The organism is Streptomyces sp. STR69 (assembly GCF_024519455.1).
Classification (GTDB): Bacteria; Actinomycetota; Actinomycetes; order Streptomycetales; family Streptomycetaceae; genus Streptomyces.
In genome coordinates this window covers 126,684-149,726 of sequence record NZ_JALJRY010000015.1, presented here as the reverse complement: position 1 = coordinate 149,726, position 23,043 = coordinate 126,684, and the positions used below count along the sequence as shown (strand labels likewise).

Genomic DNA, 23,043 nt, shown 5'->3' with positions numbered 1-23,043 from the left:
ATGGCCAACTCCGTGGAAATACGGGGCCTTTCGCGGGCCTTCGACGGCAACACCGTGCTGCACGAGCTCGATCTGGACATCCGTGAGGGCGAGTTCGTGGCCCTGCTCGGGCACAGCGGCTGCGGGAAGTCGACGCTGCTGCGGATCCTCGCGGGGCTCGACGACGAGATCGGCGGCGAGGTGACCGTACCCGCGCGGCGCAGCGCGGCCTTCCAATCGCCGCGCCTGCTCCCCTGGTTGAAGGTGTGGCGCAATGTCGTGCTCGGCCTGCCGGGCCGCCCCGACCGGGCGCTCGCGCTCAAGGCCCTCGACGAGGTCGGCATCGCGGAGCGCGCGACCGTCTGGCCCAAGACGCTGTCCGGCGGTCAGGCGCAGCGCGTCTCGCTGGCCCGCGCCCTGGTCCGGGAGCCCGAACTCCTGCTCCTGGACGAGCCGTTCGGCGCCCTGGACGCGCTGACCCGGGGCAAGGTGCAGGCGCTCGTCGCCGAGCTGTGGCGGCTGCACGGGTGCGCGATCCTCCTGGTCACCCATGACGTGGAGGAGGCGCTGCTGCTCGCCGACCGCGTGCTGGTGATGGACGAGGGGCGTATCGCCCACGAGTTGACCGTCGACCTGCCCCGTCCCCGTGATCTGACCGCCCCCGAGTTCGTGACCCTGCGCGCCCGCCTCCTGAACTGGCTCGGCGTGACCCGCACCCTGGAAGGAACCTCCTCGTGATCCGCAGAATCGCCGCCGCCTCCCTGAGCCTGACCGCCCTGCTGGCGTTGAGCGCCTGCGGCGGCAACTCCTCGGCGGACGCCGCCTCCGGTGGACAGGTCACCCTCACCATCGGCGACCAGGCCAAGACCCTCCAGACGATCATCGCCGCCTCCGACGCGCTCAAGGGCGCCAAGTACAAGGTGAAGTGGGCCGAGTTCCAGGGCGCGGCCCCGCTCTACCAGGCCGTGCAGGCGGACGCCGCCGACACCGGGTTCTCCGCCGACCTGCCCGCGCTCCAGGCGCTCAGCGGCGGCGTCAAGATCAAGAACGTGGCCGCCCTCAAGAACGACGGCACGCACGTCGGGATCGTCGTGCGCAAGGACTCCGGCATCGACAGCGTGAAGGACCTCAAGGGCCAGAAGGTCGTGGTGTCCTCGGCGAAGGGCAGCGTCTCGGAGTATCTGCTGGCCAACGTCCTCAAGCAGAACGGGCTCAGCTACAAGGACGTCAAGGTGCAGTACCTGCTGCCGACGGACGCGCAGGCCGCGTTCGCCTCCGGGAAGATCAAGATCTGGGCGACCTTCGGCGTCTACCAGGCCGTCGGCCTGGAGCAGGGCGGCAGGCTCCTCGTCGACGGCGGGGACGGCCGGGTCAGCGGCATCGGCTTCGTCAACGCCTCCGAGAAGGCGCTCGCCAACTCCGCGAAGAAGACCGCCCTGAGCGACTTCCTCCAGCGCCTGAGCACGGCGCTGAAGTGGACCAGCACCCACCAGGACGCGTACGCCAAGGCCATCGAGCAGCGCAACGGCGCCGACGCCTCGGTGGCGAAGGCCCTCGCCTCGGCCGCCTACAGCCAGGTGCTGCCGGTCACCTCGGACGTCAACACCACCGTCCAGCAGGTCGCCGACCTCATGAACAGCATCGGCGTCCTCGACCCGAACGTGGACGTGGCCAAGTCCACCGACGCCTCCCTGATCAAGTGACCTTCACGTCTTAGGAGTTCGCTCATGCCTGTCGAGTTCATCAGCGCCGTCCACACCGACTCCGGAGCCTCGGGTCCCGCCGCCTCCAGCCGCACCGGTCTCGACGTCGACCACCTGCGCAAGTACGCCCGGGCACTGGACGACGGCGGTTTCGACCACACCCTGGTCGCCTACCACTCGGCCTCGCCGGACGCCTTCCAGATCGCCCAGTTCGTCGCCACCCACACCGAGCGGATCGGCCCGATCCTCGCCCACCGGCCCGGCGTGATCTTCCCGACGCACGCGGCCCGCGCCCTGGCCACCCTGGACCGGATCAGCAATGGCCGGCTCACCCTGCACATCATCTCCGGGGGCAGCGACGAGGAGCAGCGCCGGGAGGGCGACTACCTCAACAAGGAGGAGCGGTACGAGCGTTCGGACGAGTACATCCAGATCCTGCGGAAGGTGTGGCAGGCCGAGGGACCCGTCTCGCACGAGGGCAAGTACTTCAAATTCGAGGGCTACTACTCCGACGTGAAGCCGGTCGACGGGCTGGTCCCGATCTCCGTCGGCGGTTCCTCCCAGGACGCGTACCGGGTGGGCGGTCAGCAGGGCGACATCTTCGGGCTGTGGGGCGAGCCGCTGAAGGAGACGGCGGAGCAGATCGCCGCCGTCAACGCGGTCGCCGACGCCGCCGGACGCCCGCACCCGCGTATCTGGGTGTCGTTCCGCCCGATCATCGCGCCCACCGAGGAACTGGCCTGGGAGAAGGCCCACCGCACCCTCGGCGTCCTCAAGGACCAGGCGAAGAACACCGAGTTGCTCCGCCACTACCGCACCACCGGCCGCCCGGCGAACGTCGGCTCGCAGCGTCTCCTCGACATCGCCGAGCGCGGCGAGGTCCAGGACCGCTGCCTGTGGACCGCGCCCGCCGTCGCCACCAACGCGGCCGGCGCGTCAACTGCCCTTGTCGGCACGCCCGAGACGGTCGCGCAGGCACTCCTCGACTACGTCGACATCGGCTGCGACCTGCTCTCGATCCGCGGCTACGACCCGCTCAACGACGCGATCGACTACGCCCGCCACGTCCTGCCCCTGGTCCGCCAGGAACTCGCCCACCGGGCGACCTCCTCGCAGGCCGCCTGACCCGTCCGTCACCCCTCTGATTGCGAACCCCCTTATGGAGACCCCGTGTTGTTGCGTCACACCCTGCGCGCGTCCACCGCCGCCCTCGCCCTCCTCCTGCCCTTCGCCGCGGCCTGCGGAGGCAGCGCGACGGCCGACTCCGCTTCCTCCGACGTCTCCTCCGTGACCCTGCGGGTCGGTGACACCGGCTGGAAGGTCGACGAGGCCGTCCTCAAGTACGCCCATCTCGACGACACCCCGTACAAGGTGAAGTGGAACCTCTTCCCCGGCGGCGACAAGCAACTCCAGGCCGTCCGCGCCGGAGCACTGGACCTCGCCTCCTCCAGCGAGATCCCGCCCATCTTCTCGGCCGCCGACGGCAAGCCCGACTTCAAGGTCGTCGCCGTCCAGCGCGGCACCACCCTCAACCAGGAAGTCGTCGTCCCCAAGGGCTCGAAGGTGACCGACATCGCCGGTCTGAAGGGCAAGAAGGTCGGTTACGTCCAGAACACCACGGCCCACTACTTCCTCTACGAGCTGCTGAAGCAAGCGGGCCTCAAGTGGTCGGACATCGACGCCAAGCCGCTGCTGCCCAACGACGGCCTCGCGGCCCTGAACGGCGGCTCCATCGACGCCTTCGCGTCCTACGGCACGTCGATCATCACGGCCCATCAGCAGGGCGCCCGCACGGTCGGCTCCGGCGCGGACATCCTGTCCGGCAACTTCCTCTGGTCGGCGCGCGACAGCGTTCTCAAGAGCCCCGCCCAGCGGGCCGCCGCGGCCGATCTGATCGCCCGGATCACCAAGGCGTACGCCTACGTCCGCGACGGCCACGTGGACGGCTTCGCGACGGTCACCGCCGACGCCACCCACCAGCCGGTGGCGCAGGCCAAGGCGGACCTGGTCGCCGCGCAGAAGCAGCGCCCGACCCAGGCCCGGACGGTCGGCGACGACACGATCGCCTCGCAGCAGAAGGTGGCTGACGCCTTCACCGAACTCGGCGCGCTGAAGGCGCACTTGGACGTGAAGTCGTTCTGGACCACCGAACTCAACTCCGACCTGAAGAAGGCCCTGTGACCGCCCGCATCGCCGAACTGGCCGCCGGCTACGACCAGTCGGGCGCCTTCCCCGCCGAGTCCCTCCGGATCGCCCACGAGGCCGGACTGCTCACCGCGACCATCGGGAAGCAGTACGGCGGTCGGGGCGCCCGCGTGGAAGAGAGCGCGCGCATCCTGCACCGGATCGGCCGGGGCGACCCGTCCGTCGCCCTGATCGCGGCGATGACCCTCAACACGCACGCCCGGCAGGCCGTACAGCCGCACTGGCCCGAGGAGTTGTACGCGCGGCTCGTCAAGGAGTCCTTCGAACGGCCCGTGCTCGTCAACCACGCGCGCGTAGAACCTGAGTTGGGCTCCCCTGCACGCGGGGGACTCCCCTCGACCCTCGCCCGGCGCACCCCCGACGGCTGGTCGCTGAGCGGCACCAAGCGCTTCGTGACCGGCGCGGAGGGCCTGGACTGGTTCCTTGTATGGGCCACCACCGACGAACCGGAGCCGCGCGTCGGCACCTTCCTGGTGCCGGGCGGCTCCCCCGGTATCGAGATCACCGGCCGCTGGGACCAGTTGGGGCTGCGGGCCAGCGGCAGCCACGACGTGACGTTCCGGGACGTGGAGATTCGGTACGAGCACGTCATCGGCATCGGCCCGTACGGTGCGGCGGCCGAGCAGGACAACCGGGCGGGCGCGGCGCTCCATCTCCCGCTCGCTGCCCTCTACTTGGGGGTCGCGCGGGCCGCGCAGTCCTTCTTCCACACGTTCGCCCACGAGCGGGTGCCCGCCAACCTCGGTCATCCGGTGGCCCGTACGGAGCGGTTCCGCAGGACCGCAGGGGAGATCGAGGTGCTGCTGACCGCCGCCGAGGAGCTGGTGTTCGGCGGAGCCGCGCGCGTCGACGCGGGCGACTCCTCGTACGCCCCCGAACAGGCGCTGGGAGCAAGGGTGTTGGCAGACCGGCACGGCGTCCGGGCCGTGGAACTGGCGGTACGGCTGCTCGGGAATCCCGGTCTCGCGCGCGGCAATCCGCTGGAGCGGCACTTCCGGGACATCCAGTGCGCGCCCGTGCACGCGCCCCAGGAGGACATCTCCCTGCTCGCGATCGGAACGAAGGCGCTGAATCCGTGAAGGCACGCACAGTGAAGGTACGGAACCCGTGACCACAGCTCCCCCGACCACCCCCACTGCCGCCGCCCGACTCCTCGGACTGCTCGCCCGGGATCTGCCGCCCGACCGACTGGCCACGGATCCGCGCACGTTGGCCGCGCACAGCACGGACCGTTCGGGCACCCGGCCGGACGGTGTCCCGCTGGCCGTGGTGCACGCACGGCGTACCGAGGACGTGACCGTCACGCTCCGGCACGCGAACGCGCTACGGGTACCGGTGGTGCCGCGCGGTGCGGGCACCGGTCTTTCGGGTGGGGCGTCGGCGGGTGAGGGCGTGCTCGTGCTGGACCTGTCCGGGATGAACCGCATCCTGGAGCTCTCGGCCGACGACCAGTTGGCCGTGGTCGAACCGGGCGTGATCACCGCCGAGTTGGACCGGGCGGCGGCCGGGCACGGGCTGCGGTACGCGCCCGATCCGGCGAGTGCGTCGATCTCGACCATCGGCGGGAACATCGCGACCAACGCGGGCGGGCTGCGGTGCGCGAAGTACGGGGTGACGCGGGACAGCGTGCTCGGCCTGGAGGCCGTACTCGCCGACGGGACGGTGGTCACGACCGGCCGCCGTACCGTCAAGGGCGTCACCGGTTACGACCTCACCGCGCTGCTGACCGGCTCCGAGGGCACTCTCGCCGTCATCACGTCGGCGACCCTGCGGCTGCGCCCGGTGCCGGTGGCGACCGCCACGGTCGCCGCCTACTTCGACTCGTTCGAGACGGCGGCCGAGGCGTCGCACGCGATCGGGCGGGCCGGGGTCGTACCGGCGCTCGCGGAGCTGCTCGACGGGCCGGTGCTGCACGCCGTAGACCCGGCGTTGGGGGCGCGCGGGGCGGCGCTGCTGCTGGTGCAGTGCGACGGGGCGGGGGCGGGCGCCGAGGCGGAGCAGGTCGCGCGGATGCTCGCGGCGACGGCCACGACCGTGGAGACCACGGCGGACCCGGTGGAGGCGGAGGCGCTGCTAGCGGCCCGCCGACTGGCCCTGCCGGCGCTGGAGCGGCTGGGCCGGCCGCTGATCGAGGACATCGCGGTGCCGCGTTCCCGGCTCGCGGAGGCGGTTCGCGAGATCCGCGCCATCTCGGCCCGCCATGCCGTGCCGGTCTACACGCTCGCGCACGCGGCGGACGGCAATCTGCATCCGATCATCGTGGTCGATCCCGCCCTGGACCGGCTGCCCGACGCGGCCTGGGAGGCGGCCGGCGAGATCTTCGCGCTGGCGCTGCGGCTCGGCGGGACGCTGACCGGCGAGCACGGTGTCGGGGTGCTGAAGCGGCAGTGGGTGGCGGACGAACTCGGCCCCACCGCCCACGCGTTGCAGCGGCGGCTCAAGGACGCCTTCGATCCGCACGGGATCCTCAATCCCGGCAAGACGCTGTGAACGGCCCTGTACCGGATACCCCGAAAGGGTGATGCCGGGTCAACCGGGGGTCGTGCGGAGGCACGTGCGATCGGCATGTGCCTCGACCGCCGTCCCGGATCATCACTCGTCGTGACCGATGACGGGTAGCTGTACGCACGGAACGTGACGGGACGCAGGCATTCCGTCATCCGTGCGACAGGAGAGAAGGCACCATGTCGGTCGAGACCGGTACCGCGCCCGAGGCGGGCGCCGAGGAGCGGGAACAGCAGAGCCTCGGTACCGCCGCGGCACGCACTCTGGCGACCACGACCAAGTCCGAACCCCAGATGCAGGGGATCAGTTCCCGCTGGCTGACCCGGATGCTGCCCTGGGTGAACGTGCCCGGCGGCACCTATCGCGTCAACCGCCGGCTGTCGTACACGCGCGGCGACGGACGGGTGACGTTCGTGCAGACCGGAGCGCAAGTGAGGGTGGTCCCGGCCGAGTTGAGTGAACTCCCGCTGCTGCGCGGCTTCGCGGACGGCGACGCGCTCGGCGCGCTGGCCGAACGGTTCGAGCAACGGGACTACACGCCGGGGCAGTTGATCGTCCAGGCAGGGCAGCCCGCCGACTCGGTGTTCCTGGTCGCGCACGGCAAGGTGGAGCAGCTCGGGGAGGGTCCCTACGGTGACGAGGCGGTCGTCGGGCTGCTGGCCGACGGTGACACCTTCGGCGGGCAGGTGCTCGCCGAACCCGACGGCGCCTGGCAGTTCACCGCCCGCGCGGCGACGGCCACCACGGTGCTGACGCTGCCGCACGCGGCGTACCAGGCCGTCGCGGACCGGCACGCGGAGCTGCGCGCGCATGTGGAGGCGCGCGCCGGGGACGAGCCCGGTCCCCTCAACCCGTTCGGCGAGACGGCGATCGCGCTCAGCGCCGGGCATGTGGGCGAGCCGGACCTGCCCGGCACGTTCGTGGACTACGACCTCGCGCCGCGCGAGTACGAACTGAGCGTCGCCCAGACCGTGTTGAAGGTGCACTCCCGGGTCACCGACCTCTACAACCAGCCGATGAACCAGACGCAGCAGCAACTCCGGCTGACCGTCGAGGCGTTGCGCGAGCGACAGGAGAACGAGCTCGTCAACAACCGGGACTTCGGGCTGCTGCACAACGCCGACTACGACCAGCGGATCTCCACCCAGTCCGGGCCGCCGACCCCCGACGACCTGGACGAGTTGCTGAGCATGCGGCGCGACACCCGTTTCCTGTTCGCGCATCCGCGGGCTATCGCCGCGTTCGGCCGCGAGTGCAACAAACGGGGCGTCTACTTCAGCGGCATCGACGTCGGCGGCCACCATCTGCCGGCCTGGCGCGGAGTACCGCTGCTGCCGTGCGGCAAGATCCCGGTCAGCGCGTCCCGTACGTCGTCCATCATCGCGATGCGCACCGGCGAGGACGACCAGGGCGTGATCGGCCTGTACCAGACGGGCATCCCGGACGAGCTCGAACCGGGCCTCAACGTACGGTTCATGGGCATCAACGAGCAGGCGATCATCTCCTACCTGGTGAGCACCTACTTCTCGGCGGCGGTCCTGGTTCCGGACGCGATCGGCATCCTGGAGAACGTCGAGGTCTCCCGCCGGGACGGCAACTGACCGAGGAGAGACGCTAGTTCAGGAACGCGTCCAGCCGTGCCGCGTCCGGCGCGGTCGCCGGGCCGGACGCGGTGACCGCCAGAGCGGCGCCCGCGTTGGCCCGGCGGGCGGCGATCACCGGGTCCAGCCCTCGGGCCAGGGCGGCCATGAAGACCCCGGTGTGCGCGTCACCCGCGCCATTGAGATCGACGGCGTCCACGGCGAACCCCGGGACGTCGACGAGGCGTCCGCCCCGGTCCACAAGACAGCCACCGGGACCGGTGCGGACCAGCACCGAGCCACGTCCCAGGCGGGATTGGAGGATGCGGGCGGCTTCGACCACGTCATCGACGCCGGTGAGCAGCGCGGCCTCGCGGGCGTTGCAGCTCCACCAGTCGGCGCGGGCGAGCAGCGACGCCAGTGCGCCGCCCGGGATGTCGGCCGCCAACGGGCCCGGATCGACGACCAGCGTGACGGCCGGGTCCAGTCGGGGCAGGAGGTCGAGCAGGGCCGCCCGGTTACTGTCGTACAGCAGGCTGTATCCGGTGACGTACACCAAGTCGCCCGCTCCGGGCCGGAGTTCGACCAGGTCGGCAGCGGTCAGGGTCGCCTCGGCGCCGGGGCTGGTGACGAAGGTGCGCTCACCGTCCGCGTCGACCAGGCAGACCACGAAGCCGGTGTCCGGTTCCGGGCGCGGGGCGAGGAGGGCGTCGATGCCCTCGCTACGTAGGGCCGCGCGGGCCCGGTCGCCGAAGGGTCCGGTGCCGTGGGCTCCGGCGTAGGTCACCGGGAGGCCCTGGCGGGCGGCGGCAGCCATGCCGTTGAAGCCGCCACCGGGGGTGCGTTCGGTGCGGGTGGCGAGGACATCGCCGCCGCGCTCGGGAAGGGCGGGGACCTCCAGGACGAGATCGACGACGACGTTGCCGAGGTGCCAGAGCCGCGCGCTCATGTCCGCTCCCGCAGGCCGAGCGGGGCCATGGACGTGGCATCCCGGTCGACCACGAGAGTGCCGAGGTGCCGGAACCGCCCGCTCACGGGCCGCCCGCTCATGACCCGACCCGAAGGCCGAGCAGGGCGGCGGCCGTGGCATCCAGGCGGACGACGAGATTGCCGGGGTACCAGAGCCGCCCGTTCACGGCCGCTCCCGCAGGCCGAGCAGGGCTGCCGCCGTGGCGTCCAGGTCGAGCGCCGGGTTGACGCGGACGAGCGTCTCCCGCGCGTCGGCCGGGAAGGCGTCCACTCCGTGGCAGGCGCCGCCGACGGCGCCGGTGATCGCGGCGATCGTGTCGCAGTCGCCGCCGACGGACGCCGCGAGCAGCGCGGCCTGCCAGGGGTCGTCGGGGCAGGCGGCCAGGACGGCGAAGGCGGCCGGTACGGACTCCTGGGTGGCGAGGCTTGTCCCGACCAACGCGTAGACCCGCTCGCAGACTTGGGCCCGACCGAGGCCCCGCACGAGGCCGGTCGCCCACACGATCCGCTCGGCGACATCGGCTGCGGCCACCCAGTGCCCCCGCCCCGCCGCCAACCGGGCCGCCGACACGGCCACTTCGACCGCCTCGGGAATCGACGCCCCGTCAACTCCCGCGCTCACGGCGGCAGCCACGGCCGCGGCTCCGGCGAGTGCGACCCCGGTGTTGTGGGTGAGGCTGCTCGCCTCCACCACCCGGTCCACCAGAGCGGCCGGGTCCGCGACCGGCACCGCGATGCCCACGGGGGCGATGCGCATCGCCGCGCCGTTGGTGGTGCCGTAGCGTCCCACCTCGTCGACGGGGGTGCCCGCGAGGACCTGCTCCACGGCACGCTTGGTGGACGGGCCGAGGAGGTCGAGCGAGCCCCGGGCCCGCATGTCGTCCTCCCAGGCGACCAGGCGCCGGGCCAGCTCTGCCGGGTCGACGCGCCCCTTGCCGTCGAGCAGCAACTCAGCCAGCAGCAGAGCCTGTTCGGTGTCGTCGGTGACGGCTCCGGCCGGCATTCCGGCGGCGAGGGGATGGTCGGGGTCGGCCGGGTGGAAGCCGGTGAGGAAGGGGCCGTAGCGGGCGGTGATCTGTGGGCGGGACAGCATTTGGGTGGGCATGCCGAGGGCGTCGCCGAGGGCGAGCCCGTGGAGGGCTCCGGTGGCGCGGCTCTGGAGGGTCATGAGTACTTTCCGGGGCGGGTTCAGCGGTTCAGCCGAACGCGAGGGTGAGTTGGAAGTGGTCGGGGTCGAGGAGGCTCACGACATGTTCGACGAAGGAGCCGTCGGCGGCCCGGCTGGTGCGGCGCGTGTCGAGGAACCAGTCACCCGCTTCGCGGCGCAGCAGCTCCGCCTCCCGGCCGTCGATCCGCCGTCCGCCGACCCGCTGTTCGCCGTGGTCGGGCCGCAGCCCGGCCCGCAGCATCACATCGGTGAGCGACTCCTGCCCGAGCCCGCGCGACGGCAGGTCCCGCACTCCGGGCACGGGCGGCAGGAAGCTGCGTTCGTACGATACGACGACCGCGTCCGCGACCAGCTCCCGTATCCGCTCCACGCACACGAACTCGGCGGTGTTGAGAGTGAGTTGACTGGCCAGCTCCTCGTCCCGTCTGGCGTCCACCGCGAGCGTCCGGACCCGGGTGTCGATGCCCTGGGTGGCGAGCGCGTGGGCCCAGCCGAGGCTGTCGTCCAGCGGGCGGCCGTCGAAGAGGACGTAGGAGCCCTTGCCGGTGCGGGTGGCGATCAGGCCTGCCTCGCTGAGTTCGGCGAGGGCCGCGCGGACGGTCGTACGGCTGACGCCGAAGCGCTGGGCCAGGGCGTGTTCGCCGGGCAACTGCTCGCCGGCGGGGCGGTGGCCGCTGCGGATCTCCTTGGCGAGGACCTCGGTGATGCGCTGGTGTTTGAGCCGGACGCCGGTCATGAGGCCTCCCCGACCGCCTCGGCGGCGGTGACCACGCGGATCAGGGGCCGGTAGAGGTCCATGACGTGCAGTGCCTTGGCGTGGGAGTCGTCGTCCACACCGGCGCAGGCGTCGGCGACGACCAGTACCTCTGCTCCGGCGTCGGCGGCGGCGAGTGCCGTGGACAGGACGCAGCAGTCGGTGCTGACGCCCGCGAGGAAGAGGCGGCCGGTGGGGGCGACGCGTTCGGCGAGTGCGGGGGTCCACTTGCCGAAGGTGGGCGCGTCCACCAAGTGCCGTGCCTCGGCGGCGAATTCGTCGGTCAGCCGCCAGAGCGGGGCGTCCGAAGGCTGGAGGGCGAAGGGCCACTGGTCGTAGTAGGCGCGCCAGCTGCCCGCGGGTTTGTCAGGGGCGATGAAGCGGGTGAAGGTGACGTCTTCCGCGAAGGCCGGCAGCAGTCGTCGTACGCCTGCCGCCGCCTCCTCGAAGCGGGGGGTGGCCCAGGGGCTGTCGGGTTCGGCGAAGACGCGCTGCATGTCGATGACGGCGAGGTGGCCCGGTGCGGTGGTCATACGGCGGGCACCGCCTCGGGGCTGGCGGCCTGCTGCTCCTGCCGCTGGATGCGGGCGCGGCCCAGGGCGAGGGTGCCGAGGAAGCCGAGGGCGAGGGCGGCCAGGACGCCGAGGTTGGCGTAGGCCCAGGCGCCCGACTTGCCGCCGAGGCCGAGCGGGTCGAGGAGGTAGCCCTGCCAAGTCAGCCAGCTGGCGGCCGTGTTGGTGACCAGGCCCCAGCCGATCGCGGTCGCGCCGAGGGTGAGGAGGAGAGGTGTGAGCTGGACGTCGCCGTAGCGGCCGGTCCGGCGGAAGAGGTCGCCCTCGTCGTAGTCGCGGCGGCGCAGGGCGAGGTCGGCGAGCATGATGCCGCACCAGGCGGCGATGGGGACGCCGAGGGTGGTGAGGAAGCCCATGAACTGGCCGAGGAAGTTGTCGGCGAAGAACACGATGTAGATGGAGCCCGCGATCATCAGGACGCCGTCGACGAGCGCGGCGAGGTAGCGCGGCACCCGCAGGCCCGCGGAGAGGAGGGCCAGGCCGGAGGAGTAGATGTCGAGGACCGCGCCACCGACCAGGCCGAGGACCGCGACCACGACGAACGGGACCAGGAACCAGGTGGGCAGGATCGTCGTCAGCGCGCCGATCGGGTCGGCGGCGACCGCCTTGTTGAGCGTGCTGGAGGAATCGGCGAGCAGCAGGCCGAAGACCAGCAGGAGCAACGGGGCCACGGAGGCGCCGAACGTGGTCCAGCCGATCACGCCTCTGCTGGAGGAACTCCGGGGCAGATAGCGGGAGTAGTCGGCGGCGGCGTTGACCCAGCCGAGGCCGAAGCCGGTCATCATGAACACCAGCGCGCCGATGAACTCCTGGGCGGAGCCCGCCGGTACGGCACTGACCGTGCTCCAGTGGATGTGGTCGGCGACGAGGGCGATGTAGACGACGGTGAGCACCGCGGTGACGACGGTGATGACCGTCTGGAGCCGCATGATCAGGTCGAAGCCCATGACTCCGCCGACGACGATGAGCGCGCCGACGATGATCAGCGCGACCACCTTGGTCTCGGTGCCGCCACCCCAGCTGAGTCTGCTGAAGACGGTCGCGGTGGCCATGGTCGCGAGGGCGGTGAGGACGGTCTCCCAGCCGACGGTGAGGATCCAGGAGATAGCCGACGGCAGCCGGTTGCCGCGCACGCCGTAGGCGGCGCGGCTGAGCACCATCGTGGGCGCGGAGCCTCGCTTGCCCGCGACCGCGATGAAGCCGCAGAGCAGGAAGGAGAAGACGATCCCGATGACACCGGCGACGAGCGCCTGCCAGAAGGAGATCCCGAAGCCGAGCGCGAACGCGCCGTAACTCAGGCCCAGGATCGAGACGTTGGCCCCGAACCAGGGCCAGAACAGCGTGCGAGGGGTGCCTTTGCGTTCGTCGTCGCCGATCACATCGAGGCCGTGGGTCTCGACCTGAAGTTGCCGGGACTGGGAAGTCTGGGAGTCCGCCATCGTCGACCTACCTGTCTAGACGTGTTCATTCGAGGCTAGGTGCGGTGGTGACGGGCGTCAAGAGGAAAGGGTGGGTCCACGGCCGTTCCGCTGAGCGGATCCATGGGCGACTTCCGCGTGCCGGTGCAGCACGCTGGCCATCGGTCGCCGACGGCCCCGGGCCGCTCGGTGTGCGGAGTGCAACCACCTAGGGGGAGTTATGAGAGAGGCATCGAATCCGGCGCGTCGTCACGTGCTCGCCGGGGCAGGGGCGGGGTTGCGGAGGTGGGCGGCCCGGGTGGCGCGCTCGCCGAAGGCGGTGGTGCTCGTCGTGACGGCGCTGGTGGCCACCGTGTTCGCCGTGACACCCGCCTACGCGGACGATCCCGGGCTGAACTGCGCGGTCACCGCGACCGCCAACATCACGGTGACGCCCTCCCCCGTGGTCTACGGACACACCGCCCTGGTGCAGTGGAGCGCGGACTGCGTGTCCAATACCGCCGAGGACGCGCTGCAGATCGTCGGGCCGGGCTTCGACCCGACGACCACCATCTTCCCGGTCGGTGGCGGATCGCAGTCGGTGTTCATCAACCAGACCGGGACCGTGGGCTGGAGTGTGACGGTCCTCGACCTGTCGTCGGACACCGGATACAGCCGGGGCCTGGCGTCCGTGTCGGCCTCGGTGGTCGGTGTGACGACCGTGCCCAACGTGGTGGGTGACTCACAGACGCAGGCCGGCCAGGACCTCGCGGCTGCCGGATACGTCCTCGGCACCGTCGGCAGCGTCGTCGACTGCGACCACGTCAAGACGGTGAGTTCGCAGTCTCCGACCGCGGGCACCGTACTGCCCACCGGGTCCTCGGTCTCGATCAAGATGGGCAAGAAGCCCACCCCGCCCGCCCAATGTGAATGAACCGTCCGATCGACAGCCTCCTCGCCCTCGTGCCGGGACCGCATCCCGCGGCCCCGGCACGTCCCGGCACTCAGACGAAGACGGCCATGATGTCACCGCCGAAGTAGCCGCTGCCCGCCCAGGCCACCGAGGTGTTGGGGGCGTTGACGATGTTTCCCCCGATCGTGGTGCAGCCGCCCGCGCTGCACGCCGTACCGACGACGTAGTAGCGACCGGTGGTGCAACTGACTCCCACGTACTTTCCGTCGGAGGAGCGGGACGTGGTGCACCTGGCGGCGGCCTGGTCCGACTGAGCCGCCGCCGGAGTCGCCAGACCGATCGCGACCACGGAAGCGGCGGCGCACAGGGTCGCCGCGAGACGTGTCCGAGTCATCATGTTGGTACTGCCTTTCGCGAGAGGTGACTTTCCGTCAGCGGGGATCCGTCAGCAGTTCTTGATCCAGTGAACCCGGTACCAGGGAGCGTCCGGGTCCTGCGAGAAGGCACCCGCGTCGTGCCACTTCGAGACGCCGTCGTCATCCAGGAAGTTCGCGACCGTTCCCTTGGACTGGTTGTTGATCCACGATCCGTTCTGCAGCCATGGGATGCGGAAGTTGTCCCTGCGCCTGCGCGCCGGTCAGTCCCAACTCCTGCGCCTGTTCGGCGAAGTCGGTCCGGACGGGCCCGCTCGCGCCGGCCGCCGCTCCGGTCGCCGACGCGAACACGAAGGCACCCGCCGCGAGGACGGTGATCAGACCGCGTCTCGCCCCGTTTCGTCTTGCCATAGAGCCATAACCCCCATTGAGTGCTGCGGCGGGAGGTCGCCCCGCTCACCCGGACATCGTTCGCGAGGAGGCCACCCGCCTCAAGGAGTTCGATGCTCGTCGAATACATGGGCAGACCCCGGGCCGATGGACGTGCGGGCCTTCGCTCCGTGGAGTCGGAACCGTCCGGCGGGTGGCCCCGCGTCGGCCGGGATCGTCGGCCGCGGTCCTCGAACTCCCGGGAAATTGTCCGTAGTCCGTAACAGCGGGATCCTTCCGCTCGTTTATCCCGTCCTGACGAATGCACGGAACCGGACAACAGGACAGGGAACAGGGCGGACATGGCACGGCATGGCGGGCGGGGATGGTACGGCCGGGTACTCGCGGCGGCGGTCGGTGTGACGGCGGTGGCCGCGGCCACCTCGGTGTGGACCGCGCAGGCCGGTGTGGTCGACGCGCAGCGGGGTGGAGCCAACGCGCGTCCCGGCGCCGCCAGTTCGGCTCCGGCCCGGGTGGCGGCCGTGTCGGCGGAGATCGTGCACGCCTCCGACCGGGGCGCGCGGGGCGTCAACATCACCATCGACGACGGTCCCGACCCGACCTGGACACCGCAGGTGCTCCAAGTGCTCAAGGAGTACGGGGTGAAGGCCACCTTCTGCATGGTGGGCCCCCAGGCCGAGGCCCACCCGGACCTGGTCAAGGCGGTCGTCGCGGCCGGGCACAGGCTGTGCGACCACTCGGTGTCGCACGACACCACCATGGACAAGAAGTCCGAGTCCTATCAGTCGCAGGAGATCCTGAACGCCGCCGCCATGATCACCAAGGCCTCCGGCGGCGTACGGCCGCTGTACTACCGGGCGCCGGGCGGCGCCTTCACGCCGTACAGCCGCCATCTCGCCGCCGCCCAGGGCATGCGCCCGCTGGGGTGGAACGTCGACTCCAAGGACTTCGAACTCCCCGGCACCGGCGCCATCGTCACCACCGTCAAGAGCGAACTGCCCAACGGGCCGACCATCCTGTTCCACGACGCGGGCGGTGACCGCTCCGAGACCGTGGCCGCGCTCCGCGAGATTCTGCCGTGGCTGAAGCAGCAGGGCTATTCGTTCGGGTTCCCGATGCGCTGAACAGTGCGTTGAGCATGGTGTGGAACGATGCGCCGAATTGACGGTCGCCGTTTTTCGGGTGGCGAATATGTGTGGGAAATGTGGAACGGCCGACGAGGTGGCGGTATTTAAGCGTGTCGGTGCCGGTTCGCGCAGCTGTCGATTCGCCATCAAGTCTTGCGGCGATTTCACTCGTGCAGTAACTACGTGAAGCATGAACCTGTTCAACCGTGCTGCGCCCCTCCGCCGCCCGGCACCCCCCACAGCTCCGCAACGCCCCGCCGCCCCACCGGCGTTCACCGCCTCCGGCCTGCCAGATCCCGCCCTGGCGGCGCTGACCGGAGAGTGGATGATCGACCCCGCGCACAGCCGGATCGGTTTCTCCGTCCGGCACGCCATGGTGACGACCGTGCGCGGGTCCTTCGCCGAATACAAAAGCCGGCTCTACTTCGACGGCCGCAACCCGGCCCGTTCGCAGGCGGAGATCGTGGTGTCCACCGGCAGTGTCGACACCGGTGTGGAACAGCGCGACGCCCACTTGGTGGGGCGCGACTTCCTGGACTCCGCGACCTACCCGCGTATGCGTTTCGCCAGTACCGCGGTGCAAATGGCCGGCAACGATGTCTACCGGATGCTCGGCGACCTCACCATCAAGGACGCCACCCGTCCCGTCGTGCTGGAACTCACCTACATCGGACATGTCACCGACCCGTTCGGCTACGAACGGGTCGGCTTCGACGGCACCACCACCATCGACCGGTCCGACTGGGGCCTGACCTACAACTCCCGGCTGGCCGAGGGCGGTGCGATGGTGAGCGAGAAGGTACGGCTCCAGTTCGACATCGCCGCGATCAGGACGATGCCGACCACCTGACGGACGTCTACCGGGTGACCGGACGGCCGCCGACGAAGGTGTGCAGGGGGTTCAGGTCGCGCAGGGCGTCGCTCGGGCAACGGGCGGGGTCCCGCTCCCAGACGGTGAGGTCCGCCAGACGGCCCGGGCTCAGCGTGCCGCGCAGATTCTGGTCGCCCAGCAGCAGCGCCGCGTTGGCGGTGTGCAGGGTGAGGGCCTCGTCGTAGGTGATGGCGTGTTCGGGGCCCTTGGGGCCGATGACGGTCTGGCGGGTGATCATGCCGTAGACCGAGCGCATGGCGCCGAACCGGCCGACGGGGAAGTCCGATCCGGCGCTGACCTGGGCGCCGAGGTCGATCCAGCCGCGGGCGGGGAAGAGGCGGGCGACGCGGTCCGGGCCCCAGAAGCCCTCCTCCACCTCGGCGGTGTCGTGCAGCAGCGGCTGCTGGATGGTGACGGGGATGCCCAACTCGACGGCGCGGGCGCGCTGTTCGGGACCGGCCAGACCGCCGTGCTCCATCACCAGCGTGCCGGCGGGCAGTCCGGGGTTGCGGGCGAGGACCCGCTCGTAGACATCCAGGAGCGCACGGACCGCGCGGTCGCCGTAGGCATGGGTGCCGACCCGCCAGCCGCGCCGGACCACGGCCTCCACGGCCTCCACCAGCGCGTCGGGCTCCCAGCTCAGCGTCCCGGAGAACGCGTGGTCACAGGCGTACGGCTCCTCGGTCGCGCCGGCCTCCAGGCCGCCGTCGAGCCCGAACTTCACGCCCCACACCCGCAGCCACCGGTCGGAGTCGTCACGCCACTTCTCCATGGCGTCGAGCAGATCCTCCACCTGGGCCGCGCTGGTCATGCCGAGCGCCGAGATCAGGGCGCGCACCCGGATGCCGAGCGCCCCCGCCTCGCGGGCGGCCAGCAGTACGGCGTAGTCCTCAAGGCCGACCGCGCAGTCCCGCACGGTGCCGATGCCGGTGGCGGCGTACTGGGCGGTGGCCAGCCGCAGCCCGTCGACCCGCTCGGCCCGGTCCGGGGCCGGGACCAGGCGCTCCACCAGGCCCATGGCGTTGTCGATCAGCCGCCCGTCGAGCCGGCCGTCGGCGTCGCGGCCGATGACCCCGCCCGGCGGTACGGGGGTGTCCTCGGTGATACCCGCCAGGCGCAGCGCGTAGCTGTTGACGACGTCGTTGTGGCCACCGCGCTTGACCAGGACGGGGTGCCGGTCGGTGGCCAGGTCGAGTTCGGCGGCGGTGGGCATGCGGCGCTCGGCCAGGTTGAGTTCCTGCCAGTTGGTGGTGGTGCGGATCCACTCGCCCTCGGGGGTCGTCTTCGCCCGCTCCCGGATCAGGTCAAGGAACTCGGGGATGTCGTGCGCCTCGTGCACCGGGACGTCGTGCGCGCCGAGCGCGGCATAGATCAGGTGGGTGTGGGTGTCGTCGAAGGCGGGCAGCACGGTGGCGCCGGGCAGGTCGTGCACGGTGGTGTGCGGGCGCAGCAGGTGGTCGAGTCCGTCGGGGTCGGGCGAGAGGGCCGTGATGCGGTCGCCCCGCACGGCCAGCGCCCGCTGCGGGGCCTGGCCGGGTACCAACGTGTGGATCGCCCCGGCCCGGATCACCAGATCGGCTCCGTGATCAGTCATCGTTCTCTCCCACTTCCTCGGTGCATCCGCTGACCAGGCTGTTGTACGGGCGATTAGCCGTTTCATGCACTTGGGGCGGGTTCTGGCGCAGGAAACACGCCATCACAGCCGTCGGAAATGGAGATCATGCGCCAATTCACCGACAGGTCTCGTCCGCCGCTCCGGATCATCATTGACAAGGCGATTCCGCAACGGTTGTCATGAACACATGCTCAGACGCCCGGAGACTCGCCGCACGCGCCGACCCGCCCGCCCCGCCGTGGCGCGGAAGTGCGGTCGTTGACCGGGCACCGCGAGCTGATCGGCACCGCCCGCACCGAGTTGACGGACCGTCAGGGAGTGCTGCTGCACGGCCCCGCGGGGATCGGCAAGTCCGTGCTCGTGGCCGCCCTCGTGGCGTCCTCGGGCGCCCATCTCCAGCCGTCCGGAACGGTGTTGCACTGCTCGCCCGCCGAGGCGGACGCCCGGCTGCCGTTCGCCGGTCTCGTCGACCTGTTCGCACGGGTGCCGGAGAGCTGCCTTGAGGCCCTGGCACCCGAACCCCAAGGGGCGTTGCGGGCCGCCCTGTTGCGCGGCGAGGTACCGGGCGGCGACCGTGGCGGGCTCGCCGTCCGTGTCGCCGTTCTCGAAGTGCTGCGCACCCTCGCCGTCACCGGCCCGGTGCTGCTGGTCCTCGACGGCCTCCAGTGGCTCGACGAACAGACCGTCGAGGTGCTCGCCTTCGTCGTACGCCGTGTCGAGGGCCTCGACGTACGGGTGGTGGCCGCCGAGCGGGCGGCGGACGGCGATCAGCCCGAACGGCCGCGCTGCTGCCCGCCCGACACCGTCGAACTGCCCGTGCCGCCACTGACGGACGACGAGATGGCGCGGCTGCTGCCCGCCGACCTGCCACCGGCGGTGTTGCGGGCCGTCCAGGACACGGCCGCCGGAAACCCTTGGTACGCCCTGGAGTTGGGGCGGGCCGCCCCACGCGACGGAGCGGCCGTCGGCCTCGGCCGGACGCTGCCGGTCCCGCACCGGCTGCGCACCCTGCTGCTGGAGCGGGTGCACACCCTGCCGGAGCGCACACGGCACACCCTCCTCGTCATGAGCGCCGCCGCCCGCCCGACTCTCACGCTGCTGCGCACCGCCGGGTTCGACGACCCGGCCGCGGACCTGGCGGAGGCCGAACGGCTCGGGGTCGCCACGGCCGACGCCCACGGGACCGTCCGCTTCCGGCATCCGCTGCTCCGGGCCGCCATGTATGCCGACGCGCCGGAGTACGGCCGCCGACAGGCGCACGCGCTGCTGGCCCGCGCGGTCACCGATCCCGTCGAGCAGGCCCGGCACCTCGCGCTCGCCCACCCCTACGAGGACGAGACCACGGCCCGTACGCTGCTGGCCGCCGCCGAGTCCGCCCGCCGCGACGGCGATCCCGACGCGGCCTTCGAACTCGCAGGGCTCGCGGCCCTGCGCACTCCGGCCGACCGCCCGGCCGAGCACGCCGACCGGCTGCTGGCGGCGGCCGAATACGCCTGTGACGCCGGGCAGTTGGAGCAGGCCGGACAGGCGGCCGAGACCGTCCTCGCCGGTTCGGGCTCGGCCCGGCAGCGGGTGCGGGCCCGGCTGGTCCTGCTGCGCAACGCCGGTCAGGCCCTGCACGGCACCCACCAGCTGATCGAGGAAGGGCTCCGGGACGCGGCCGGCGACCCGGAGGCGGAGGCGTGGCTGCACCACTGGGCGGCGGTACGGGGCCTGCTGTGCGGGGAGTTGGCGGCGGCCGCCCGGCACGCCCGGCGCGCGGCCCGGCAGGCGGCCGTGGCCGGTGACACCGACACCCGGATCGGGGCGCTCGCCACCCTCGCCCGGGTGCGCTCGCTGGGCGGTGAACCGGTCGCCGCCGACGCCGCGTTGGCGGAGGCCCTCGCACTGACCGGCGGCGCGGGCGCCGGCCCGGAGAGCTGGGGGCTGATCCGGATGCGGGCGATCCTCGCCCTGGACTCCGACAAGGTCACCGAGGCCCAGCGGAGGGTCACCGAACTCCTCGCGGAGATCGGGGAGTTCGCCGGGGTCGAGGAGTTCATGGCGACCCTGGTCGCGCTGACCCGCATCCAAGTGCGCGCCGGGCACTGCCCGGAGGCGCTGGACACCGCCGCCCGCTGCACCCGCGCCGTGGCCGAGACCGGCGTACAGGCGGCTCCGGCGCTGTACGCGGCGGCGCTCGCGGCGACCGCCGGCGGCAGTGCCGACGAGGCCCGGCAGTTGGCCGGGCAGGCGGTGCGGGCCTCGGAGGCGGACGGCGACCGGCTGTTCCTGCTGCGCGCCCTCGCGGTGCTGGGGCAGGCCGAGTTGCTGGCCGGCGATCCGCGCGGGGCCGCCGCGGCGGTCGAGGTGCTGCAGCGCGTCAAGGAGCTCGGCGAGGCGATGTCGGCCGCCGATCCGCCCCTGCTGCACTGGTACAGCGACCTGGCCGAGGCCCTGGTCGTACTGGGCGAGACGGACGAGGCCGGCGCCGTGCTCGACGAGGCCCGCGCACGGGTGACCGGCGACGCGCCCGGCAGCGTACTGGCGGCCCTGGAACGCGCGGAGGGGCTGCGCGAGGCCGGGCTCGGCCGGGCGAAGGAGGGGGCGGTACGGCTGCGCACCGCCGTGGACCGGCTGCGTCAACTCCCCTTGCCCGTAGAGCTGGTACGCACGCTCATCTCACTCGGTGCGGTCGAGCGCAGGGCCCGCCACCGGAACGCGGCCCGCACCGCGCTCGGCGAGGCTCTGGAGACCGCGACCCGTATCGGCGCCGCTCCGCTGGCGGCGCGGGCGGGCGACGAACTGGCCCGGCTGGAGGCGGGCGACCGGGACGGTGAGGGGCGGCCAGAACTCACGCCCACGGAGGCGCGGGTGGCCGAACTGGTCGGCGGCGGGGCCACCAACCGGGAGGTCGCCGCCGAGCTGTTCATCAGCGTCAAGACGGTCGAGGGCACCCTGTCGCGGGTCTACCGCAAGGTCGGTGTCCGCTCGCGCACCGCACTCGCCCATGCCATGGCGGTCGCCGTCATCGCGTCCGGAGCGGCGACCGTGAGCGTCGGCGACGACGACCAACAGCTGCCCACGACACAGGCGGTGACGATCAGTCAGCCCGGTCGGCTGCGCACCCCCCGCACCCTCGACACCCGCCGCTGACCTGTCATCCGCGGTTCATGTGACACCCGCAGTTAACACGTGACGCAAGGGTTCCCCCGCTTATGCGGGTGGGGCCGCTGTTCCTACGGTGAAGCCGTTCCGCTTCCGGGACAGCAACCCCCCACTCCTCGGAGGACCTCCGTGACGTCACGTCTGAAGCTGGTCGGCCTCGTCGCCGTACCGGCCCTGCTCGCCGCCGCCGTCCCCAGCGCCTACGCCGCCGTCCAGCCGCACTCAACTCGCGCCGCCGTCGCGGGAGATGTCCTCAAGGGCCTGAACCACGACGCGTCCCGCACCGGCGCCGTCGCGGCCGGCAAGCGCATATCGGTGGCCATCAGCCTGACGCCGAGAAACGACAAGGCGCTGGACACGTTCGTGGCCGATGTCAGCAATCCGAGGTCGAGTTCGTACGGCCACTATCTGACGAAGGCGCAGTTCGCGGCCCGGTTCGGCCGGACGGACGCCGAGGTCAAGCAGGTCAAGGACTTCCTGCGGGCCCAGGGTCTCACCGTCGGCAAGGTCCACTCGGGGAACCTGCTGGTCGACGCCAGCGGCACGGCCGCCCAGCTGGAGAAGGCCTTCGGCACGAAGCTGTCGACGTGGAAGGACGCCAAGTCGGGCCGCGCGTTCTACGCCAACGAGACCGCGCCGACCCTGCCCACCGGCATCGCCGGCCTGGTCAGCGACGTGACCGGACTCAACAACCGCGCCCAGCTGCACCACCAGGGGTCCGCCAAGGTCAACCCGCACAACGGCCCCGGCGGCGGCTACACCCCGGCCCAGATCAAGGGCGGCTACAACGTCTCCAGCACGTACACCGGCAGCGGCCAGAAGATCGCGCTGCTGGAGTTCGACGGCTTCGCGCAGTCCAACATCACGAAGTACGACACCAACTACAGCCTGGGCTCCCCCACCCCGACCGTGTCGAAGGTGGACGGCGGTTCCGGCGCGCTCGGTGACGGCCAGGTCGAGGTCGAGCTCGACATCGAGGTCCTGCACGCGATCGCCCCGAAGGCGAACGTGACCGTCTTCGAGGGTCCCAACTCCGACGCCGGTGAGGTCGACACCTACCAGGCCATCGTCGACAGCGGCATCCCGACCACCTCGATCAGCTGGGGTGCCTCCGAGAGCCAGCGCACCACCTCCAACATCAACGCCGTGGACGCCGTCTTCAAGGCGGGCGCGGCCGAGGGCCTCGGCTTCTACGCGGCCTCCGGCGACGACGGCTCGGACGACGCGGGCGACGGCACCACCACCGTCGACTACCCGGCCAGCGACCCGTACGTCACGGGCGTCGGCGGCACCACGCTGACCGTGACCTCCGCCAACGCGTGGAGCAAGGAAACGGCCTGGTCGGGCGGTGGCGGTGGCAAGTCCTCCGTCTTCAAGATCCCGAGCTGGCAGACCGCGGTGCAGAAGACCGCGGGCGGCGGCTACCGCCAGGTGCCCGACGTGTCGGCGCTCGCGAACCCGAGCCCCGGTGTCTCGATCTACTCGCAGGGCAGCTGGGGCACGGTCGGCGGCACCAGCGCCGCCGCGCCCGAGTGGGCGGCCTTCGGTGCGCTCTACAACCAGCAGGCCGCGGCGGCCGGCAAGGCCAACCTCGGCTTCGCCAACCCCGCGCTCTACACGGCGAGCGGCACCGGCTTCCACGACATCACCAGCGGCAGCAACGGCGCCTACTCCGCCGCCACCGGCTGGGACTTCACCACCGGCTGGGGTTCGTACAACGCCGCGACCCTGGCGGCCAAGCTCCTCGGCTGACCGCCGATAGCTGAATGAGTTG

The 23,043-nt window shown here is 71.5% G+C and carries 19 protein-coding genes; 12 read left to right on the top strand and 7 right to left on the bottom strand.

Annotated elements, in window-relative coordinates; genetic code table 11:
- The 7 genes from OC490_RS27315 to OC490_RS27285 all read left to right on the top strand — a co-directional run bounded on the left by OC490_RS27315 (position 1) and on the right by OC490_RS27285 (position 7,993).
- Entirely contained in the window at positions 1 to 717 is a 717-nt protein-coding gene (locus tag OC490_RS27315) for an ABC transporter ATP-binding protein (protein WP_262060661.1), read from the top strand.
- Positions 714 to 1,682, top strand: a complete 969-nt coding sequence (locus OC490_RS27310) for an ABC transporter substrate-binding protein (RefSeq protein WP_262060660.1) — start codon at positions 714 to 716, stop codon at positions 1,680 to 1,682. The genes OC490_RS27315 and OC490_RS27310 overlap by 4 nt, the downstream gene beginning before the upstream one ends.
- Positions 1,683 to 1,706: 24 nt before the next feature.
- Positions 1,707 to 2,807 carry an LLM class flavin-dependent oxidoreductase gene (locus OC490_RS27305; protein WP_262060659.1) on the top strand — a complete coding sequence of 367 codons (1,101 nt, stop codon included), beginning with the start codon at positions 1,707 to 1,709 and terminating at the stop codon, positions 2,805 to 2,807.
- A gap of 45 nt (positions 2,808 to 2,852) precedes the next feature.
- Positions 2,853 to 3,863, top strand: a complete 1,011-nt coding sequence (locus OC490_RS27300; RefSeq protein WP_262060658.1) for an ABC transporter substrate-binding protein — start codon at positions 2,853 to 2,855, stop codon at positions 3,861 to 3,863.
- Positions 3,860 to 4,966 (top strand): acyl-CoA dehydrogenase family protein, encoded by a 1,107-nt coding sequence (locus OC490_RS27295; RefSeq protein WP_262060657.1) that lies wholly within the window; start codon positions 3,860 to 3,862, stop codon positions 4,964 to 4,966. The genes OC490_RS27300 and OC490_RS27295 overlap by 4 nt, the downstream gene beginning before the upstream one ends.
- Before the next feature lie 28 nt (positions 4,967 to 4,994).
- A complete protein-coding gene (locus tag OC490_RS27290; protein WP_262060656.1) occupies positions 4,995 to 6,377 on the top strand; it encodes an FAD-binding oxidoreductase in 1,383 nt (460 codons plus the stop codon).
- Positions 6,378 to 6,571: 194 nt separating this feature from the next.
- Positions 6,572 to 7,993 (top strand): family 2B encapsulin nanocompartment shell protein, encoded by a 1,422-nt coding sequence (locus tag OC490_RS27285; protein ID WP_262060655.1) that lies wholly within the window; start codon positions 6,572 to 6,574, stop codon positions 7,991 to 7,993.
- Between the two features lie 13 nt (positions 7,994 to 8,006).
- Here the strand turns inward: OC490_RS27285 and OC490_RS27280 are convergent, their stop codons facing one another.
- The 5 genes from OC490_RS27280 to OC490_RS27260 form a co-directional block, all read right to left on the bottom strand.
- Entirely contained in the window at positions 8,007 to 8,921 is a 915-nt protein-coding gene (locus tag OC490_RS27280; RefSeq protein ID WP_262060654.1) for a PfkB family carbohydrate kinase, read from the bottom strand.
- A 183-nt stretch (positions 8,922 to 9,104) separates the two neighbouring features.
- Entirely contained in the window at positions 9,105 to 10,109 is a 1,005-nt protein-coding gene (locus OC490_RS27275) for an ADP-ribosylglycohydrolase family protein (RefSeq protein ID WP_262060653.1), read from the bottom strand.
- A 28-nt stretch (positions 10,110 to 10,137) separates the two neighbouring features.
- On the bottom strand, positions 10,138 to 10,845 hold the full coding sequence (locus OC490_RS27270) for a GntR family transcriptional regulator (protein WP_262060652.1): 708 nt from the start codon (positions 10,843 to 10,845) through the stop codon (positions 10,138 to 10,140).
- Positions 10,842 to 11,396: a cysteine hydrolase family protein gene (locus OC490_RS27265; protein WP_262060651.1), complete on the bottom strand. Its 555-nt coding sequence runs from the start codon at positions 11,394 to 11,396 to the stop codon at positions 10,842 to 10,844. The genes OC490_RS27270 and OC490_RS27265 overlap by 4 nt, the downstream gene beginning before the upstream one ends.
- Complete coding sequence (locus tag OC490_RS27260) at positions 11,393 to 12,874, bottom strand: purine-cytosine permease family protein (protein WP_262060650.1); 1,482 nt, start codon at positions 12,872 to 12,874, stop codon at positions 11,393 to 11,395. Before OC490_RS27260 ends, OC490_RS27265 begins: the two co-directional genes overlap by 4 nt.
- A gap of 277 nt (positions 12,875 to 13,151) precedes the next feature.
- Between OC490_RS27260 and OC490_RS27255 the strand changes: the two genes are divergently transcribed.
- Complete coding sequence (locus tag OC490_RS27255; RefSeq protein WP_262060649.1) at positions 13,152 to 13,766, top strand: PASTA domain-containing protein; 615 nt, start codon at positions 13,152 to 13,154, stop codon at positions 13,764 to 13,766.
- Positions 13,767 to 13,836: 70 nt separating this feature from the next.
- On the opposite strand, the gene OC490_RS27250 is transcribed toward OC490_RS27255, so the two are convergent.
- Complete coding sequence (locus OC490_RS27250; protein WP_262060648.1) at positions 13,837 to 14,142, bottom strand: hypothetical protein; 306 nt, start codon at positions 14,140 to 14,142, stop codon at positions 13,837 to 13,839.
- Positions 14,143 to 14,850: 708 nt separating this feature from the next.
- Between OC490_RS27250 and OC490_RS27245 the strand changes: the two genes are divergently transcribed.
- Together OC490_RS27245 and OC490_RS27240 are read left to right on the top strand one after the other, a co-directional pair.
- Complete coding sequence (locus OC490_RS27245) at positions 14,851 to 15,633, top strand: polysaccharide deacetylase family protein (protein ID WP_262060647.1); 783 nt, start codon at positions 14,851 to 14,853, stop codon at positions 15,631 to 15,633.
- A gap of 193 nt (positions 15,634 to 15,826) precedes the next feature.
- Positions 15,827 to 16,486, top strand: a complete 660-nt coding sequence (locus tag OC490_RS27240) for a YceI family protein (RefSeq protein ID WP_262060646.1) — start codon at positions 15,827 to 15,829, stop codon at positions 16,484 to 16,486.
- 7 nt (positions 16,487 to 16,493) lie between these two features.
- On the opposite strand, the gene OC490_RS27235 is transcribed toward OC490_RS27240, so the two are convergent.
- A complete protein-coding gene (locus OC490_RS27235) occupies positions 16,494 to 18,101 on the bottom strand; it encodes an amidohydrolase (protein WP_262060645.1) in 1,608 nt (535 codons plus the stop codon).
- Between the two features lie 270 nt (positions 18,102 to 18,371).
- Here OC490_RS27235 and OC490_RS27230 point away from each other — a divergent pair, with 270 nt between their 5' ends.
- Both OC490_RS27230 and OC490_RS27225 read left to right on the top strand, forming a co-directional pair.
- On the top strand, positions 18,372 to 21,257 hold the full coding sequence (locus tag OC490_RS27230; RefSeq protein ID WP_262060644.1) for a helix-turn-helix transcriptional regulator: 2,886 nt from the start codon (positions 18,372 to 18,374) through the stop codon (positions 21,255 to 21,257).
- Positions 21,258 to 21,398: 141 nt separating this feature from the next.
- The gene (locus OC490_RS27225; RefSeq protein WP_262060643.1) at positions 21,399 to 23,021 is read left to right on the top strand and encodes a protease pro-enzyme activation domain-containing protein; all 1,623 of its coding nucleotides are present in this window, start codon (positions 21,399 to 21,401) and stop codon (positions 23,019 to 23,021) included.
- Positions 23,022 to 23,043 lie beyond the last annotated feature (22 nt).

Excerpts from the sequence above, each read along its gene's own strand:
- OC490_RS27315 (WP_262060661.1), top strand. The coding sequence starts at position 1 with ATGGCCAACTCCGTGGAAATACGGGGCCTTTCGCGGGCCTTCGACGGC.
- OC490_RS27305 (WP_262060659.1), top strand. The coding sequence starts at position 1,707 with ATGCCTGTCGAGTTCATCAGCGCCGTCCACACCGACTCCGGAGCCTCG.
- OC490_RS27285 (WP_262060655.1), top strand. The coding sequence starts at position 6,572 with ATGTCGGTCGAGACCGGTACCGCGCCCGAGGCGGGCGCCGAGGAGCGG.
- OC490_RS27280 (WP_262060654.1), bottom strand. The coding sequence starts at position 8,921 with ATGAGCGCGCGGCTCTGGCACCTCGGCAACGTCGTCGTCGATCTCGTC.
- OC490_RS27275 (WP_262060653.1), bottom strand. The coding sequence starts at position 10,109 with ATGACCCTCCAGAGCCGCGCCACCGGAGCCCTCCACGGGCTCGCCCTC.
- OC490_RS27270 (WP_262060652.1), bottom strand. The coding sequence starts at position 10,845 with ATGACCGGCGTCCGGCTCAAACACCAGCGCATCACCGAGGTCCTCGCC.
- OC490_RS27265 (WP_262060651.1), bottom strand. The coding sequence starts at position 11,396 with ATGACCACCGCACCGGGCCACCTCGCCGTCATCGACATGCAGCGCGTC.
- OC490_RS27260 (WP_262060650.1), bottom strand. The coding sequence starts at position 12,874 with ATGGCGGACTCCCAGACTTCCCAGTCCCGGCAACTTCAGGTCGAGACC.
- OC490_RS27250 (WP_262060648.1), bottom strand. The coding sequence starts at position 14,142 with ATGATGACTCGGACACGTCTCGCGGCGACCCTGTGCGCCGCCGCTTCC.
- OC490_RS27245 (WP_262060647.1), top strand. The coding sequence starts at position 14,851 with ATGGCACGGCATGGCGGGCGGGGATGGTACGGCCGGGTACTCGCGGCG.
- OC490_RS27240 (WP_262060646.1), top strand. The coding sequence starts at position 15,827 with ATGAACCTGTTCAACCGTGCTGCGCCCCTCCGCCGCCCGGCACCCCCC.
- OC490_RS27235 (WP_262060645.1), bottom strand. The coding sequence starts at position 18,101 with ATGACTGATCACGGAGCCGATCTGGTGATCCGGGCCGGGGCGATCCAC.